This window comes from Mesorhizobium sp. B4-1-4 (genome assembly GCF_006439395.2).
Lineage (GTDB): Bacteria > Pseudomonadota > Alphaproteobacteria > Rhizobiales > Rhizobiaceae > Mesorhizobium.
The window spans coordinates 4130563-4144760 of sequence record NZ_CP083950.1; the positions used below are offsets into that span (position 1 = coordinate 4130563).

The following is a 14198-nucleotide window of genomic DNA, read 5'->3' on the forward strand; positions in this document are numbered from 1 at the left end:
AGGGCAATTGCGCTGATGACGCAACCCCAGGCACGAAGCCCGCCGGACATTTTTTCGGGCCCCGAATAAAATGGGACCGACCATCAAAGCTTCTGTGCGTCGCAATATGAGCTATCGCAGTGCAAAACAGCCAAACTCCCACGAGGGTCCGCACCAAGCTCACAAGAGGCGGCGCTTCGCCCTTGGATTCCCAAAGAGAATTCAGGCTCGTGCGTTCACCTTCAAATACGCCGGTCGGCGAACGAGATTGGCAATCTGTAACGTTTCAGTATATTGGCACCCCTCACCGGGCCTGAAGTCACGCCGCGCTGCTAATCGCGGCGATTGCCGACCCGGTGTGCGGCTGCTAAGCGCCTGACGGGCGGGATGAATGGACAGACGACGCACGGACAAGGGTCACGAAACGTCGGCGCAAGGGCGGCCGACGCTGAAGACGCTTGCCTTCATGACCGGGCTCGGCGTCACCACCGTGTCGCGCGCGCTGAAGGATGCGCCGGAGATCGGCGCCGAGACTAGGCGCCGTGTCCAACTTGTGGCCAAGCAGATCGGCTATCGCCCAAACCGCGCCGGAGTGCGCCTGCGCACCGGCAAGACCAACGTCATCAGCCTTGTGCTCAACACCGAGCATGAGCTGATGAGCTTCGTCTCTGACATCATCTATGGCGTCACGGAAGTCATCGCCGGTACGCCTTACCATCTGATCGTCACGCCCTACTCGCGCTTGCAGGATCCGCTTGATCCGGTCCGCTATCTCGTGGAGACGGGCTCCGCCGATGGCGTCATCATTTCACGCACACAGCCGAACGATCCAAGGGCCCGCTACTTGCTGGAGCACGGCATCCCCTTCGCAACGCACGGCCGCACCGACATGGGGCTGGTGCACCCCTTTCATGATTTCGACAATTACGCCTTCGCGACCGAGGCGGTGCGCCATCTCGCCGGCATGGGCCGGCATCGGCTTGCTCTGCTGGCACCGCCGGTCGGTTTGACCTATCACCGCCACACGGTGAACGGCTTTGCAGATGCGCTGAGCGAAGTCGGCGCCTCGGAGGTGCCGTTCAACACGGTTTCCATCGACCACTCGATCGAGGAGATCAGGACCAGGACCGCGCAGTTGATGCGGCGCGATATCAGGCCGGACGGGATCATCAGCAGTGCCGCCGCCGCGACGCTCGCCATCGTGGCCGGCATAGAGGACGCCGGCCTGAAGCTCGGCCGCGATGTCGATGTGGTATCGAAGCAGTCGTCGGAGCTGCTGCACCTGTTCCGGCATGAATTGCTGGTCGTCAACGAAGACTTCCGGCTGGCCGGCTCCGAGCTTGCCCGCTCGGTGCTCGGCTGGATCGGCGGCGCCGCACCCGGCTCGCTGCAGAGCCTGAGCGAGCCGAAGGGGGTAGTGGCCTATGGCGGTTAGCCAGGCTCTGGTCTAGCCGGCAGCGCCGCTGCCCCACGGTCCATGGAAGGCGCCCTGCTCGCCGATGCGCTCGAAGCCATGCGCGCCGAAGAAGTCGCGCTGCGCCTGGATCAGGTTGGAAGTGCCGCGGCCCTGGCGGTAGCTGTCGAAATAGGCAAGTGCGGAAGACAGCGCCGGCACTGGCGAACCGGCCTCCGAGGCCCGCGCCACCACGCGGCGCAGCGACGGATGCGCTTCCTTCATCATGGCGATGAAGGCCGGCGCCATCAAAAGGTTGGTCGAAGCGCCGCCGCTGCCGAAAGCCTCGGCCATCGTGTCCAACATCTGCGAGCGGATGATGCAGCCGGCACGCCAGATCTTGGCGATGGTCGGCATCGGCAGGTTCCAGTTGAATTCCTTCGAGGCGCCGCTCATCACCGCGAAACCTTGCGCATAGGCGGCGATCTTGCCGGCGAACAGCGCCAGTTCGAGGTCCTTCAGCAGCGCGTCCTTGTCGCCGGGAATCTTCGTCACGCCGACATCGCCATAGGCCTTTTCGGCCGCCAGCCGCTCGTCCTTGAGCGATGACAGAACGCGCGCCGCCACCGCCGCCTCGATCGCGGTCGCTGGAATACCAAGTTGCTGCGCCTCGATGACAGACCATTTGCCGGTGCCCTTCTGGCCAGCGCGGTCGAGGATGATGTCGACTACCGGCTTGCCGGTCTTCGGATCGTCGGCGGCCAGCACTTTGGCGGTGATCTCGATCAGGTAGGAGTTCAGCCGGCCCTTTTTCCAATCCTCAAAAACCGCGCCGATCTCCTTCGGCCCCATGCCCAGGCCGTCTCGCAGGACGCCATAGATTTCGGCGATCATCTGCATGTCGGCATATTCGATGCCGTTATGGATGGTCTTGACGAAATGTCCGGCGCCGTCGGTGCCGAGCCAGGCGGCGCAGGGCTCATCCCTGAACTTGGCGGAGATGGCGGTCAGCACTTTCTCGACACGCTTCCAGGAGTCCTCCGTGCCGCCGACCATGATCGACGGTCCGTGGCGCGCACCCTCCTCACCGCCGGACACGCCCATGCCGATGAAGGTGAGGCCCGAGCCGGACAGCTCGGAAAAGCGCCGCATCGTGTCGCGGAAATTGGCATTGCCGGCGTCGATGACGATGTCGTTGTTGGACAGCACACCGCGCAGGGCTTCGATCTGTTCGTCGACCGGCTTGCCGGCCAGCACCATGATGATGATCGGGCGCGGCGGCCGGATCGCCGCGGCAAGTTCCTCCAGGCTGTAGCAGGGAACAATCATATCCCTGAGCGCACCGGCATTCTCGACGAAGGCGTCCGTGCGTGCCTTGGTCCGGTTGAAGACGGCGATGCGGTGCCCATGCTCGGCAATATTGAGCGCCAGGTTGGAACCCATCGTGCCAAGGCCGATCAGGCCTATTTCGGCTTTTTCCATCGTTTCTTCCCTGCTTCCGGATCGTCTGTTGAGCCGCGATTTGCGGGCGATACCCGTTCTTCCCGGGATGCCCGTTCTTTCCAGGATGATTGACGGGCCTTCAGGCCGCCGTCAACCGCCTCGCCAATTTGTGTTGCCAGTAAGCCGCCGAGTCCGCCTTGCAGGCGACCATATGGAAAATCACGGCCTGATGTCCACCGGCGCTTCGATCTTCACCATCTCGAAATCCGAGACCAGGATGTTGAGGCGAACCGTCCAGCGGCCTTGTACCGGGATGACGAGGTTGTCGATACGCCAGCCGCCATTGCCGGATTTGGTCGCCGCGCGCTTCAGCGGTTCGATTCCGGAATCCGGTTTCGACAGCACCAACGTCACTTCCCTGGCATCGAGCGGCCCGAAATCGCCGGTCATGATAATCATCGAGGCGGCGACCGGCCCGGCATGACCCGGCGTGATGGAGAGATCGGCCATTGCCTGCAGCGCATGGATGTGGATTGAAACCGGCTGTGCCGCCGCGATCGCCAGGGCCCGTGGCGGCGGCGTGAAGCGCCAGCCCGCGGCGACGCCGAAGATCGCCAGCACGATCAGCATTTCGACGCCGATCGAGCGGGTGAGCCTGCGTTGCACCTCCGTTGAGCCCCCCTCGGCCGAGGCGGTGAGTTTCCAGCGATTGACGGCGGCAAGCGTGAACAGGAAGACCAGCAATGCGAGCTTGTCCAGCAGCAGCCGGCCATAGGCGGTGCCGATCAGCGCCGGGGGCGTCTGTACCTGGATGATGGCGAGGACGACGCCGGCCGCGGCAAGCACGGCCACGAAGGCAGGATCGTCCATGAGAAGCGGCGCAGGAACGCAAGAGCGTCGACCGTTTGGCGCTTCAGCGCGAGACCGAGCGGCACCAGTGCGCCGGCCCAGAAAGCAATGCCGGCGCCATGGACGAACACCGACGGCCGTGTCAGCCATTGCGGCTCGGCCGCACTGGCATGGCCGCTGGCCGCGAGCGCGAGACCAACGCCAGCCAGACCGGCAAGGGCAAATGGCTTGCCCAACACACGCGGTCCAGCCAGCGACAGCAGGCCCAGCCCTAGCGCGATCAGGGCGATCAGCACCGTCCAGCCGAAGCTGGTGCCGAGCCCGGTCCGCCAGATCATCGGTTGCGCCAGCTGAGTGAGCGGCGCCCCCAGCGCATCGAGCCCTTGGAAACCAAGCGAGAGGGGTGCCGCCACCAGCCCGCACAGGATCGCGGCCGTCACGAAGCGCTGGCCGGCGCGTCCGTCCCCGGCCAGCCAGGCAAGGGCGAAGGCGCCGCCGACGCCGAGGAAAAGGCCGATATAGAGAAACACCTTGCCGATCCAGATCGCCGATCGTTGCGGCCAGTCGACCGCCTCGGACACGACGGGTGGTTCGCTCGGCGCGCCGATGGAAAATAAGAGCGAGCCGCCGACCGGATGCCCGTCGGCGGATATGACACGCCAGCTCAGCACATGGGTGCCGGACTTCAGCGCCCGCGGATTGTCGATCTCGACCGTCTGGTCGCTGAGGCGGAAGGATGTCAGCGGCATCGGCGTGCCGTCAGGTTTCACCAGCGTCAGCACCAGCGGCGAAACCGGCTCGCTGAAAGTCAGTAAGAACCGCGCCGGAGCCTGTGCCAGCACGGCACCGTCGGCCGGTTCAGTCTTGATCAACGCGGCATGGGCAAAGGCCTGGCTCGTCGAAACCATGACGATAAACGCCATGACCACGCAGAGCAGACCGCCGGCTGCCCAGCCGGCGCCCTTGCTGATCACAGCGGCCCTCTGAAGTGGGAATATCGCGTTCATGTCGTCGCCACCGAACTGGCGGCGCGCCCTGCGGACCGAGCGCGCCGCCAGGAGATCATTTCTTCGGCGTGAGCTTGATGCCGGGCGCCGGATTCTCCAGCGCGTCTTCATCCTGCCCTGCCGCCGGAATCTCGATCCAGCGCTCGGAGGCGCCGTCGCATTCCTGCACCACCGGGAAGTAGAGTTTCTGGTTGACGGGCAGATCAGCCGTCAGCGTCGCGCGGAAGACAAACTCGTCATAGAATTCATCCGGCAGGCTGCCGCCGCTCCAGTCGACTTCCTTGACCCCGTCGGTCACCGCCTGATCATAGAGCTGGTAGGATTTTTCATATTTGCCCTTCTTGGTCTGCAGCGTCCAACTCGGCTTCGGCATTGGCTTCACCGCGATCACCCCTTCCGGGATCTGCACGCGTACGGCGGTCGTGGCCTTGCCGTCGCAACCATGCGGCACCCGCAGCACGGCTTTGTAGGTCGAGCCGACCGCCGCTTCCTGGGTTTCGAGCGTTATGTGCGCGGAAGCGGCATTTGTCCCCAGCACGAGAAGCGTGCCGGCCGCCAAAAGATATTTGTTCATGATGGTCCCTCTGATTTCAAAATTCTGGAATAGGCTGATCAATTGGCGTGATCGTCCATGCCGCCCATCTCGCCCATGCCTTCGACAGCGAACTCGACATTGACCGTGCCGGCCTTCTCGAAGGTCAGCGTGGCGGCAAATTTTTCGCCCTGCTTGGGTTGCCGCTTCAGACCGATGAACATCAGGTGATAGCCGCCGGGCGCTAGTGCGACCTTGCCGCCGGCGGGGATCTCCAGGCCACCGGAAACCGGCCGCATGGTCATGACGCCGTCCTTGACGCCCATCTCATGCAGCTCGGCCTTTTCCGAGACATCGGAGGAAATCGACAGCAGCCGGTCCGGCGCGCTGCCTTTGTTGGTGATGGTGAAGTAGCCTCCGGCCACCTTGGCGCCGGCCGGCGTTGCGCGCGACCAGGGATGCTCGATCTCGAGATCGCCGATCTTGAACTCATGCGCCAGGACAGTCTGGGCGCCGACGAACGACAGGACAAGAGCCAGCGCGGCAATGCCGAGACGCTCCTGAAGGTAAGACAATATGCGGCCGAACATAGGGCGCGCCATAGGGGAATGATGGGACATGGTTGCTCCATGAAGTGATGATCGCGCCGTTGCCGGTCGCGAGCGTTTTGATCTTTGGATGGGCGCCCGCGAAAGGTTTCGCCGGGCAAGCAGGCTCAGGCCGCCAGCGGCGGTGCGCGCGGGTTCGACGGTGAGCGCTCGCGCGCGAACTCGAGATGAACGCTCGCCGGAAAGATGAAGGCGACTGGTTCGAAGGAAAGGCTGGCCAGCGCCAGCCCGGCATCGGGCGGCGGCGCGAAGGCTGATGAAAACATGCCGCAGCCGAGCACGCAACATGCCGGCAGATGGCTCGGATGCTGATCGTCGCTCGGAAGCTGGGTAGCGCCATCGTGAGTGCAGATGACGTTGCCGAAAACGTCGAGCTGCGCGGCATCCGGGCTGGTGCCGAAGGCAAACGCACCGAGCGTAGACTGGAGCAGCAGCAGATAGGCCGCGACAAGCGCGATCGGCATGCTCCACCGTCTCCCCCGGCCGTTCAAACCATCTGCCTCTTCGAGTGACTACCGGAAAGGTACTTATCACGGCAGCTGGAGGTCGAAAATTGCCAATTCGAGGCTGCGGCAACGCGGCGCGACAAACTCGGGCAGCTTCGCGACCTTCCGATGCGGTTCAGGGTTTTTGCGCTGGCCGGCTTTCCGGGATCGAGGTGAGCAATGTCTGGCGTGCCGACTTCAAGTGCTTGCGGCAGGCTGCGTCGACCTTGCCGAGATCGCGCGACTTGAGCGCCTCGATATAGGCAAGATGCTCGCCGACCGCGACTTCGTTGCGCTCGCGTTCCTGCGCCTTGTTCCACTGATAGTGGTAATGGAAGATCATGGCGATGACGTCGTAGAAATCGACGATGAAGCGGTTGTGCGAGGCACGATGGATGAGCCGGTGGAAGCGCTCGTCCAGCTCCGAAAACGCGTTGAAGCGCGTGGCGATCTCGTCTGCCAGTTGGCGATGTTCGTGCTCCAGGCGGTCGAGATCGGCCCAGACAGGGCTATCCTGCGGCAGGGCGGCGAAGGCGGCCGCCGAGCGCAGCTCGAACATTTCGCGGATTTCGGTCAGTTCGAGCGCGAAGGCGCGGGTAAAACCCTTCAGAACCCAATGGCTGTTGCGGCGCTTCTCGATCAGGCCGAAGCGGGAGAAGCGGATCAGGAACTCGCGCACGCTGGTGGTGCCGACGCCGATCTCGCGCGCCAGTTCTAGCTCGTTGATCTGCATGCCGGCCTCGGCGCCGTCGGCGAGCAGCCGCCGCATGAAGGACCGCTCGATGATCTCGGCCAGCGTGTCGGTCTCTTCCTCCGGGAAGAAATCATCGGGACGCGGGTCGCGCAGCACCGTCTTGGCGCGCTTGTTCCAGGCGATCAGCCCGGTTTCCTCCATGCGTGAAAGGATGCTGCGCACCGTCGTGCGGCTGACGCCGAGCAGCGCGCCGAGTTCCGGTTCCGACGGCAGGCTGCGTGTCTCGTCAAGTAGCCTGAGGCAGCGGTTGTAGGCGTCCTTGTAGACGTTGTTGCTCTTCGACATCCCCTGACCCATCGATGCCGGCGCTTGCGGCGGCCGGCTTGAAGCGCAATATGACGTTCCCATGACCCTGAAAAGCGGAATCGCTTTCGCTGGAGTCGGTTCATTGTTTGCAGCGCCACCACTTGCGCGGGGCACGCGGAACTGCTCGCGAAAAAACAATTGACGCAAAACTGTTTTTTCACGATAAAAGACATTAACTCTTAACAGGCGCGTGTCAATGCGCGCATCCCAGGATCACCCAGGAAGCCGCCCGTGAACGTCTCGAACACCATTCTTCTGTCCCCCGCCGACAATGTCGCCGTTGCCAATGGCCGCATCGAGATCGGCACCGCGCTGCCGGGCGGCGCGCTTGCCACCGCCGTCATCGAGCCTGGCCATAAGGTGGCGATCAAGCCCATTCCGGCCGGCTCGGCGGTGGTCAAATACGCCCAGGCGATCGGCCGCGCCACGATAGACATCGCGCCGGGCGAGCATGTCCATTCGCACAATCTGGTTTTCGAGGCCGGCCGTCTGCCGGTGGTGCCGCCGAGCGAGGCCGAGCACGCGACCGAGGCCGACCGCGCCCGCACCTTCATGGGTTACCGCCGCGCCGACGGCCGCGCCGGCACACGCAACTTCATCGGCATCATCGCCAGCGTCAATTGCTCGGCCACTGTCTGTCACTCAATCGCCGACACTGCCAACCGGACCCTGCTGCCGAAATATCCCGGCATCGACGGCTTCGTGCCCATCGTCCACGGCCAGGGCTGCGGCATGAGCGGCACGGGCGACGGCATGATGGTGCTGCACCGCACGCTTGCGGGTTATGCCCGCCACCCGAATTTCGGTGGCGTGCTGATGGTCGGTCTCGGCTGCGAGGTCAACCAGCTGACCCTCTACGGCCAGAAGGGCGCCGCCGCCGGCAAGCGCCACTTCAACATCCAGGATGCCGGCGGGTCGCGCAAATCGGTGGAAAAGGCGCTGGGCGTGCTGGCCGAGATCGCAGAGGAAGTCGGCCAGTTGAAGCGCGAACCGATCCCGGTCAGCGAGATCGTCGTCGGCCTGCAGTGCGGCGGCTCCGACGGCATGTCGGGCATCACGGCCAATCCGGCATTGGGTGCGGCCGTCGACATCCTGGCCGGCGTCGGCGGCATCAGCATCCTCTCCGAGACGACGGAAATCTACGGCGCCGAACATCTGCTCGCCTATCGCGCGGCGACGCCCGAGATCGCCAGGAAGCTCGATGGCTACGTGAAATGGTGGGAAGACCATGTCGCCAAGCATGGCGCCTCGATCGACAACAATCCCTCGCCCGGCAACAAGCGCGGCGGCCTCACCACGATCCTGGAAAAATCGCTGGGCGCGGTCGCCAAGGGCGGCCAGACGCCGCTCAACGGCGTGTTCGGCTATGCCGAGAAGGTCACCGGCAACGGATTGGTGTTCATGGACACGCCCGGCTACGACCCGGTCTCGGCCACCGGCCAGGTCGCGGGCGGCGCCAATGTCATCGTCTTCACCACCGGCCGCGGTTCCTGCTTCGGCTGCCGGCCGACACCGTCGATCAAGGTCGCCACCAACTCGACCATGTATCACCAAATGGAAGAGGACATGGACGTCAATTGCGGCGTCATCGCCTCGGGCGAAAAGACTATCGCCGGCATGGGCCGCGAGATTTTCGAACTGATCGTCGAGACGGCTTCCGGCCGCAAGACCAAGAGCGAGGATTTTGGCTACGGCGATAACGAGTTCGTGCCCTGGCACCTCGGCGCGACGCTCTAGCTCTTTGCATTGGCGCAATTCCGGAACGGCGACGAACTTTTCCCGGAATTGCCCTGGATGATATCTTGGTTCCGCGCAATGGAGGAGGTTGTGCATGGAAAAACGCCGCATCGGCCGGACGCCGCTCGAGGTCACCGAGGTCAGCTTCGGCGGCGCCGCGATCGGCGGCCTCTACCGCGCCTGTTCGCGCGAGGCGGCTATGGAGACGCTGCAAGGCGCCTGGGATGCGGGCCTGCGCTATTTCGACACCGCGCCCTTCTACGGTTTCGGCCTGTCGGAACGGCGCTTCGGCGATTTCCTGCGCTACAAGCCGCGCGATTCCTATGTCTTGTCCACCAAGGTCGGCCGCCTGTTCCGCCCGGTCCCTGAAGACCAGGTTCCCGACCACTCCTATGTCGATCCCCTGCCCTTCGCGCTGGACTATGACTATTCCTATGACGGCATCATGCGGTCGGTCGACTTCAGCTACGCACGGCTCGGCCTGAACAGAATAGACATACTCTACGTGCATGACATCGGCGTCTACACGCATGGCGTCGAGAAGACCAAGTTGCACTTTCGCCAGTTGATGGATAGTGGGCTCAAGGCACTCGAGGAGCTTAAGGGGGCCGGCACCATTTCCGCCTATGGGCTCGGCGTCAACGAGGTCCAAATCTGCCTCGACGTGATGCGCCGGGCGCCGCTCGACTGCATCCTGCTCGCCAGCCGTTACTCCTTGCTCGACCGCAGCGCGGAAGCCGAACTGCTGCCGCTGTGCCGGGCGCAGCAGACGTCGCTGGTCATAGGCGGTGTCTTCAATTCCGGCATATTGGCGACCGGACCAGTGCAAGGCGCGCATTTCGACTACCAGCCCGCCAGCCGGGACGTGCTCGACCGGGTCGACGCCATGGAGGAAATCGCCGACGAGGGCGGTTATCCGCTGACCGCTGCCGCGTTCCAGTTTCCCCTGCACGAGCCAGCGGTCGCAACCGTGCTGACCGGCACCGCCAAGCTGGCGAACCTGACACGCAACCTCGAACTGCTCGATATCGACGTGCCGGAGACGGAATACGCCAAATATCGTCCCTACACGGTGGTACAGAGACTGGCGTGAGCGGCCACCCCGACAGACCGGAGGGAGGTTTCACTGCACAAATCCGTCAGCCACAAATAAGAATGAACATTCCATATTGACTAAGATATGGAATTAACGTTCCATACATCGACGGAGCGGAACGGGAGCGTTTTGATAGTGCCAAGGAGCGCGGCGTGTGAATATGTCAGTGCCTGCCATGGGAACGAGGCGTGAAACACCGCTTGCGTCGGTCGGATCGATGCATTATCAAAACAGGGCAATTGTTTTTTATTGATAAAGTTCCGTTTGGGCCGCGCCTATCCAAACAGAACTTCCGTGACGTTTCACCGGGCGACTAGGGAGGAATACCTATGAACTTCGTGACCAGCATTCTCAATCGCCGCGCTGTGGTGGCGCTCGCAGCCGTCTCCATGCTCGCCGGCGTGATGCACTCGGCTCCGGCTTCGGCGGCTGACGTGACCATTCCGATCATCGTCAAGGACACCACGTCCTTCTACTGGCAGATCGTTCTGGCCGGTGCCCGCAAGGCCGGCAAGGATCTCGGCGTCAACGTGCCGGAACTCGGCGCCCAGGCCGAAACCGACGTCAACGGCCAGATCTCCATCCTTGAGAATGCCGTCGCCGGCAACCCGGCCGCCGTCGTCATCGCGCCGACGGAAGCCAAGGCGCTAGGCAAGCCGATCGACGAAGCCGCCGCCAAGGTCAAGATCATCGGCATCGACTCAAGCGCCGATTCCAAGGCCTTCACTTCCTTCCTCACCACCGACAATGTGCAGGGCGGCCGCGTCGCGGCGGACGGTCTTGCAGCGGCCATCGGCGCCGCCAATGGCGGCAAGGTCGAAGGCAAGGTTGCCCTGATCACCGCGCTCCCCGGGGCCGGCTCGCTCGAGCAGCGCGCCCAGGGCTTCAAGGAAGAGCTCAAGGCCAAGTATCCCGGCCTTGATCTGATCGCTGACAAATATGCCGACGGCCAGGCCACCACCGGCCTCAACATCGCGACCGACCTGATCACCGCCAATCCGGACCTGAAGGGCATCTTCGCGTCCAACCTGATCATGGCGCAGGGCGTCGGCCAGGCGGTCGCCGAGAACAAGCTTGCCGGCAAGGTCGCGCTGATCGGTTTCGACAGCGACGAGAAGCTGATCAAGTTCCTGAATGACGGCGTCATTTCCGGCCTCGTCGTCCAGGATCCTTACCGGATGGGCTATGACGGCATCAAGACCGCGCTTGCCGCGTCCAAGGGCGAGAAGGTCGAGGCCAATGTCGACACCGGCGCCAATCTGGTCACCAAGGCCAACATGAAGGAACCCAAGATCGACGCGCTGCTCAATCCGAAGCTCAACTGAGCATCAGCACGGAAACATGGTTTCCGGGGCCCCGGCCCCGGAAACCAACGTATATCGCTTGGAAATCCGCCGCCTTGAGCTAGGCTGCTCCGGCGAGAGTTCCAAAGCCTCGCAGCGCGCCAAATCGTGAGGCCAATCTGGGAGGCCAGTCTGGGAGGACTGTCATGACATCGACCGCGCAAGACCTGCACCCTGCCCCCGTGCTGGAGCCCGGCAGGCCGATCCTGGAACTGCGCGGCCTCGAGAAGAAATATCCGGGCACCCACGCGCTGAAGCCGGTCAACCTCGCCTTAAAGTCGGGCGAGATCCACGCCATCGTCGGCGAGAATGGTGCCGGCAAATCCACCTTGATCAAGCTGCTAACCGGCGTCATGCCGCGCACCTCCGGCGAGGTGATCTGGGAAGGCAAGCCGGCAGCGCTCGCGACCCCGCACGAGGCGATGGAGCTGGGCATCAACGCCGTCCACCAGGAGGTCGTGCTCTGCCGTCACCTGACCGTCGCCGCCAATATGTTCCTCGGCGAGGAGAATTCGCGCTTCGGCATCCTGCAGCAGCGCGCCATGGTCAAGGAAGCGCAGAAGATCATCGACGGTCTCGGCTTCGACCTGCCCGCGCATGTCACTCTTGGCGACCTCACTATCGGGCAGCAACAGCTGATCGCCGCCGCCCGCGCCACCGTGCGCGGCACCAAATTCCTGATCTTCGACGAGCCGACCGCTTACCTGACCCGCAAGGAGGCCGACCAGCTCTTCACCCTGATCCGCCGGCTGAAGTCCGAGGGCGTGACCATCATCTATATCAGCCACCGCATGGAGGAAGTCTTCGAACTGGCCGATCGCGTCTCCGTGCTGCGCGACGGCACGCTGGTCGGCACCAGGAACATCAGTGAGACCAACGACGCCGAACTGGTCAAGCTGATGATCAACCGCTCGATCGAACAGATCTACCACAAGGAGCATTTCACGCCGGGCGCCGCGATCATCGAGGCCAGGAACCTCTCGGGCAAGGGCTTCGAGAACGTCTCGATGACAGTCCGCGCCGGCGAGATCGTCGGGCTCTACGGCCTGATCGGCGCCGGACGCAGTGAATTCGTCACCACGCTCTACGGCCGCCACCGCAAATCGGCTGGCCAGATCCTGTGGGGGGGCAAGGACGTCCAGATCAATTCCGAGCATGATGCCATCAAGCTCGGCATGGCGCTGGCGCCGGAAAGCCGCCGCGACCAGGGCCTCTGCCTCAACCTGCCGGTCGGCCTCAACCTCAACCTGCCGATCTACAAGCGCATCTCCAACAATCTCTTGATCTCCGGCGCCCAGGAAAAGACCCAGGCCGACCGCCAGATCGCCGATCTCAGGATCAAGACGCCGACACGCAATGCATTGGCCTCCAGCCTGTCGGGCGGTAACCAGCAGAAGATCGTCATCGGCAAGTGGCTGGCCCATGGCGCCAAGTTGTTCATCTTCGACGAGCCGACGGTCGGCGTCGACGTCGGCACCAAGGCCGAGATCTACCGCCTGTTCAGCGCGCTCCTGTCGAAAGGCGCCGGCATCATCCTGATCTCGTCCTATTTGCCGGAGGTCTATGAACTGGCCGACACACTGCACGTGTTCCGCCGCGGCAAGCTGGTGGCGACGCATGGGTTTCGAACCGCCGATCACGAGGACATTCTCACACAGGCGCTCGCCGAGAAACAAGAAAAGCTGGGAGGAAAGATATGAGCACCGAGGCGATTCCTGCCGAAAAACCGAAGCGCAACTATAACGCCCTGTTCGGGTTGACGCTGCTGGCGCTGCTGGTGCTACTCTGGGTCATCCTGTCGCTGGCGACATCGAGCTTCGCCTCGGCCAACAACATCTCGAACCTTTTGCGTCAGGGCTCGATGATCGCCATCCTGGCTGTCGGCCAGACCTTCGTCATCATCACCGGCGGCATCGATCTGTCCGTCGGCGCCGTGGTCGGCTTCGCCACCGTCATTGCAGCAATGCTGATCAATGCCGGCGTCCCGGTTTTTCTCGCCATCCTGCTCACCCTGCTGGTCGGCGTCGCCATCGGCCTCTTCCATGGCTTTGGCATCGTCAAGATGGGCCTCCCGCCCTTCATCATCACGCTGGCGACGCTGACGTCGCTGCGCGGCATCGGCCTTCTGATGACCAATGGCAATTCGATCTCGATCAACAATGATGCCTTCCAGGAATTCTCGCGCAATTCCTTCCTCGGCATCCCCAATCTGTTCTGGATGGTTCTTCTGGTCGGCGTTCCCGCCTATGTCTTCCTGCACCATAGCCGCTGGGGCCGGTATCTCTTTTCGGTCGGCTCGAATGCCGAGGCCTCGCGCCTGTCGGGCGTCAATGTCCAGCGCACCATCTTCATGGCCTACACGCTGTCGGGTCTCTGCGCGGCGTTCGTTGGTGTGCTGCTCGCGTCGCGCATCGGCATCGGCAATCCGACCCAGGCCGAGGGCTGGGAACTGCAGGCGATCGCCTCGTCGGTGATCGGCGGCACCTCGCTGTTTGGCGCCGTCGGCTCGGTGCACGGGCCACTGCTCGGCGCCTTCATCTTGGCCACCATCAACAACGGTGCCAACCTGCTCAACGTCAACGCCTTCTGGCAGCGTGTCATCACCGGCGTGCTGATCATCGTCATCGTCTATTTCGACGGTCTGCGCCGCCGCGGCGGCAAGTAGC

At 63.3% G+C, this 14198-nt stretch carries 11 protein-coding genes and 1 pseudogene; 6 read left to right on the forward strand and 6 right to left on the reverse strand.

The window, feature by feature from the left end:
- Positions 1 to 370 precede the first annotated feature (370 nt).
- Positions 371 to 1414 (forward strand): LacI family transcriptional regulator, encoded by a 1044-nt coding sequence (locus FJW03_RS19790; protein ID WP_140764629.1) that lies wholly within the window; start codon positions 371 to 373, stop codon positions 1412 to 1414.
- Between the two features lie 12 nt (positions 1415 to 1426).
- Here the strand turns inward: FJW03_RS19790 and gndA are convergent, their stop codons facing one another.
- The 6 genes and pseudogenes from gndA to FJW03_RS19820 all read right to left on the reverse strand — a co-directional run bounded on the left by gndA (position 1427) and on the right by FJW03_RS19820 (position 7335).
- The gene (gene gndA, locus FJW03_RS19795) at positions 1427 to 2854 is read right to left on the reverse strand and encodes an NADP-dependent phosphogluconate dehydrogenase (protein ID WP_140764626.1); all 1428 of its coding nucleotides are present in this window, start codon (positions 2852 to 2854) and stop codon (positions 1427 to 1429) included.
- 180 nt (positions 2855 to 3034) lie between these two features.
- Positions 3035 to 4671 (reverse strand): annotated as a pseudogene (locus tag FJW03_RS19800) (copper resistance CopC/CopD family protein).
- A gap of 55 nt (positions 4672 to 4726) precedes the next feature.
- Positions 4727 to 5245, reverse strand: coding sequence for a YcnI family protein (locus FJW03_RS19805; RefSeq protein WP_140695453.1), 519 nt, complete (start codon positions 5243 to 5245; stop codon positions 4727 to 4729).
- Positions 5246 to 5283: 38 nt separating this feature from the next.
- Positions 5284 to 5823: a copper chaperone PCu(A)C gene (locus FJW03_RS19810; protein ID WP_140695451.1), complete on the reverse strand. Its 540-nt coding sequence runs from the start codon at positions 5821 to 5823 to the stop codon at positions 5284 to 5286.
- A gap of 95 nt (positions 5824 to 5918) precedes the next feature.
- Positions 5919 to 6275 carry a DUF2946 family protein gene (locus FJW03_RS19815; protein ID WP_140764623.1) on the reverse strand — a complete coding sequence of 119 codons (357 nt, stop codon included), beginning with the start codon at positions 6273 to 6275 and terminating at the stop codon, positions 5919 to 5921.
- Positions 6276 to 6432: 157 nt separating this feature from the next.
- Positions 6433 to 7335 carry a GntR family transcriptional regulator gene (locus tag FJW03_RS19820; RefSeq protein ID WP_140764621.1) on the reverse strand — a complete coding sequence of 301 codons (903 nt, stop codon included), beginning with the start codon at positions 7333 to 7335 and terminating at the stop codon, positions 6433 to 6435.
- A gap of 252 nt (positions 7336 to 7587) precedes the next feature.
- Here FJW03_RS19820 and FJW03_RS19825 point away from each other — a divergent pair, with 252 nt between their 5' ends.
- From FJW03_RS19825 to FJW03_RS19845, 5 genes are all read left to right on the forward strand, one after another.
- The gene (locus FJW03_RS19825) at positions 7588 to 9093 is read left to right on the forward strand and encodes a UxaA family hydrolase (RefSeq protein ID WP_140764618.1); all 1506 of its coding nucleotides are present in this window, start codon (positions 7588 to 7590) and stop codon (positions 9091 to 9093) included.
- Positions 9094 to 9187: 94 nt separating this feature from the next.
- A complete protein-coding gene (locus FJW03_RS19830; RefSeq protein WP_140764615.1) occupies positions 9188 to 10186 on the forward strand; it encodes an aldo/keto reductase in 999 nt (332 codons plus the stop codon).
- A 332-nt stretch (positions 10187 to 10518) separates the two neighbouring features.
- A complete protein-coding gene (locus FJW03_RS19835; protein WP_140764612.1) occupies positions 10519 to 11514 on the forward strand; it encodes an ABC transporter substrate-binding protein in 996 nt (331 codons plus the stop codon).
- Positions 11515 to 11678: 164 nt separating this feature from the next.
- Positions 11679 to 13232: a sugar ABC transporter ATP-binding protein gene (locus tag FJW03_RS19840; protein ID WP_140764609.1), complete on the forward strand. Its 1554-nt coding sequence runs from the start codon at positions 11679 to 11681 to the stop codon at positions 13230 to 13232.
- Entirely contained in the window at positions 13229 to 14197 is a 969-nt protein-coding gene (locus FJW03_RS19845) for an ABC transporter permease (RefSeq protein ID WP_140764606.1), read from the forward strand. Before FJW03_RS19840 ends, FJW03_RS19845 begins: the two co-directional genes overlap by 4 nt.
- Position 14198: the final 1 nt, after the last annotated feature.

Excerpts from the sequence above, each read along its gene's own strand:
- FJW03_RS19790 (WP_140764629.1), top strand. The coding sequence starts at position 371 with ATGGACAGACGACGCACGGACAAGGGTCACGAAACGTCGGCGCAAGGG.
- gndA (WP_140764626.1), bottom strand. The coding sequence starts at position 2,854 with ATGGAAAAAGCCGAAATAGGCCTGATCGGCCTTGGCACGATGGGTTCC.
- FJW03_RS19805 (WP_140695453.1), bottom strand. The coding sequence starts at position 5,245 with ATGAACAAATATCTTTTGGCGGCCGGCACGCTTCTCGTGCTGGGGACA.
- FJW03_RS19810 (WP_140695451.1), bottom strand. The coding sequence starts at position 5,823 with ATGTCCCATCATTCCCCTATGGCGCGCCCTATGTTCGGCCGCATATTG.
- FJW03_RS19815 (WP_140764623.1), bottom strand. The coding sequence starts at position 6,275 with ATGCCGATCGCGCTTGTCGCGGCCTATCTGCTGCTGCTCCAGTCTACG.
- FJW03_RS19820 (WP_140764621.1), bottom strand. The coding sequence starts at position 7,335 with ATGTCGAAGAGCAACAACGTCTACAAGGACGCCTACAACCGCTGCCTC.
- FJW03_RS19830 (WP_140764615.1), top strand. The coding sequence starts at position 9,188 with ATGGAAAAACGCCGCATCGGCCGGACGCCGCTCGAGGTCACCGAGGTC.
- FJW03_RS19835 (WP_140764612.1), top strand. The coding sequence starts at position 10,519 with ATGAACTTCGTGACCAGCATTCTCAATCGCCGCGCTGTGGTGGCGCTC.
- FJW03_RS19840 (WP_140764609.1), top strand. The coding sequence starts at position 11,679 with ATGACATCGACCGCGCAAGACCTGCACCCTGCCCCCGTGCTGGAGCCC.
- FJW03_RS19845 (WP_140764606.1), top strand. The coding sequence starts at position 13,229 with ATGAGCACCGAGGCGATTCCTGCCGAAAAACCGAAGCGCAACTATAAC.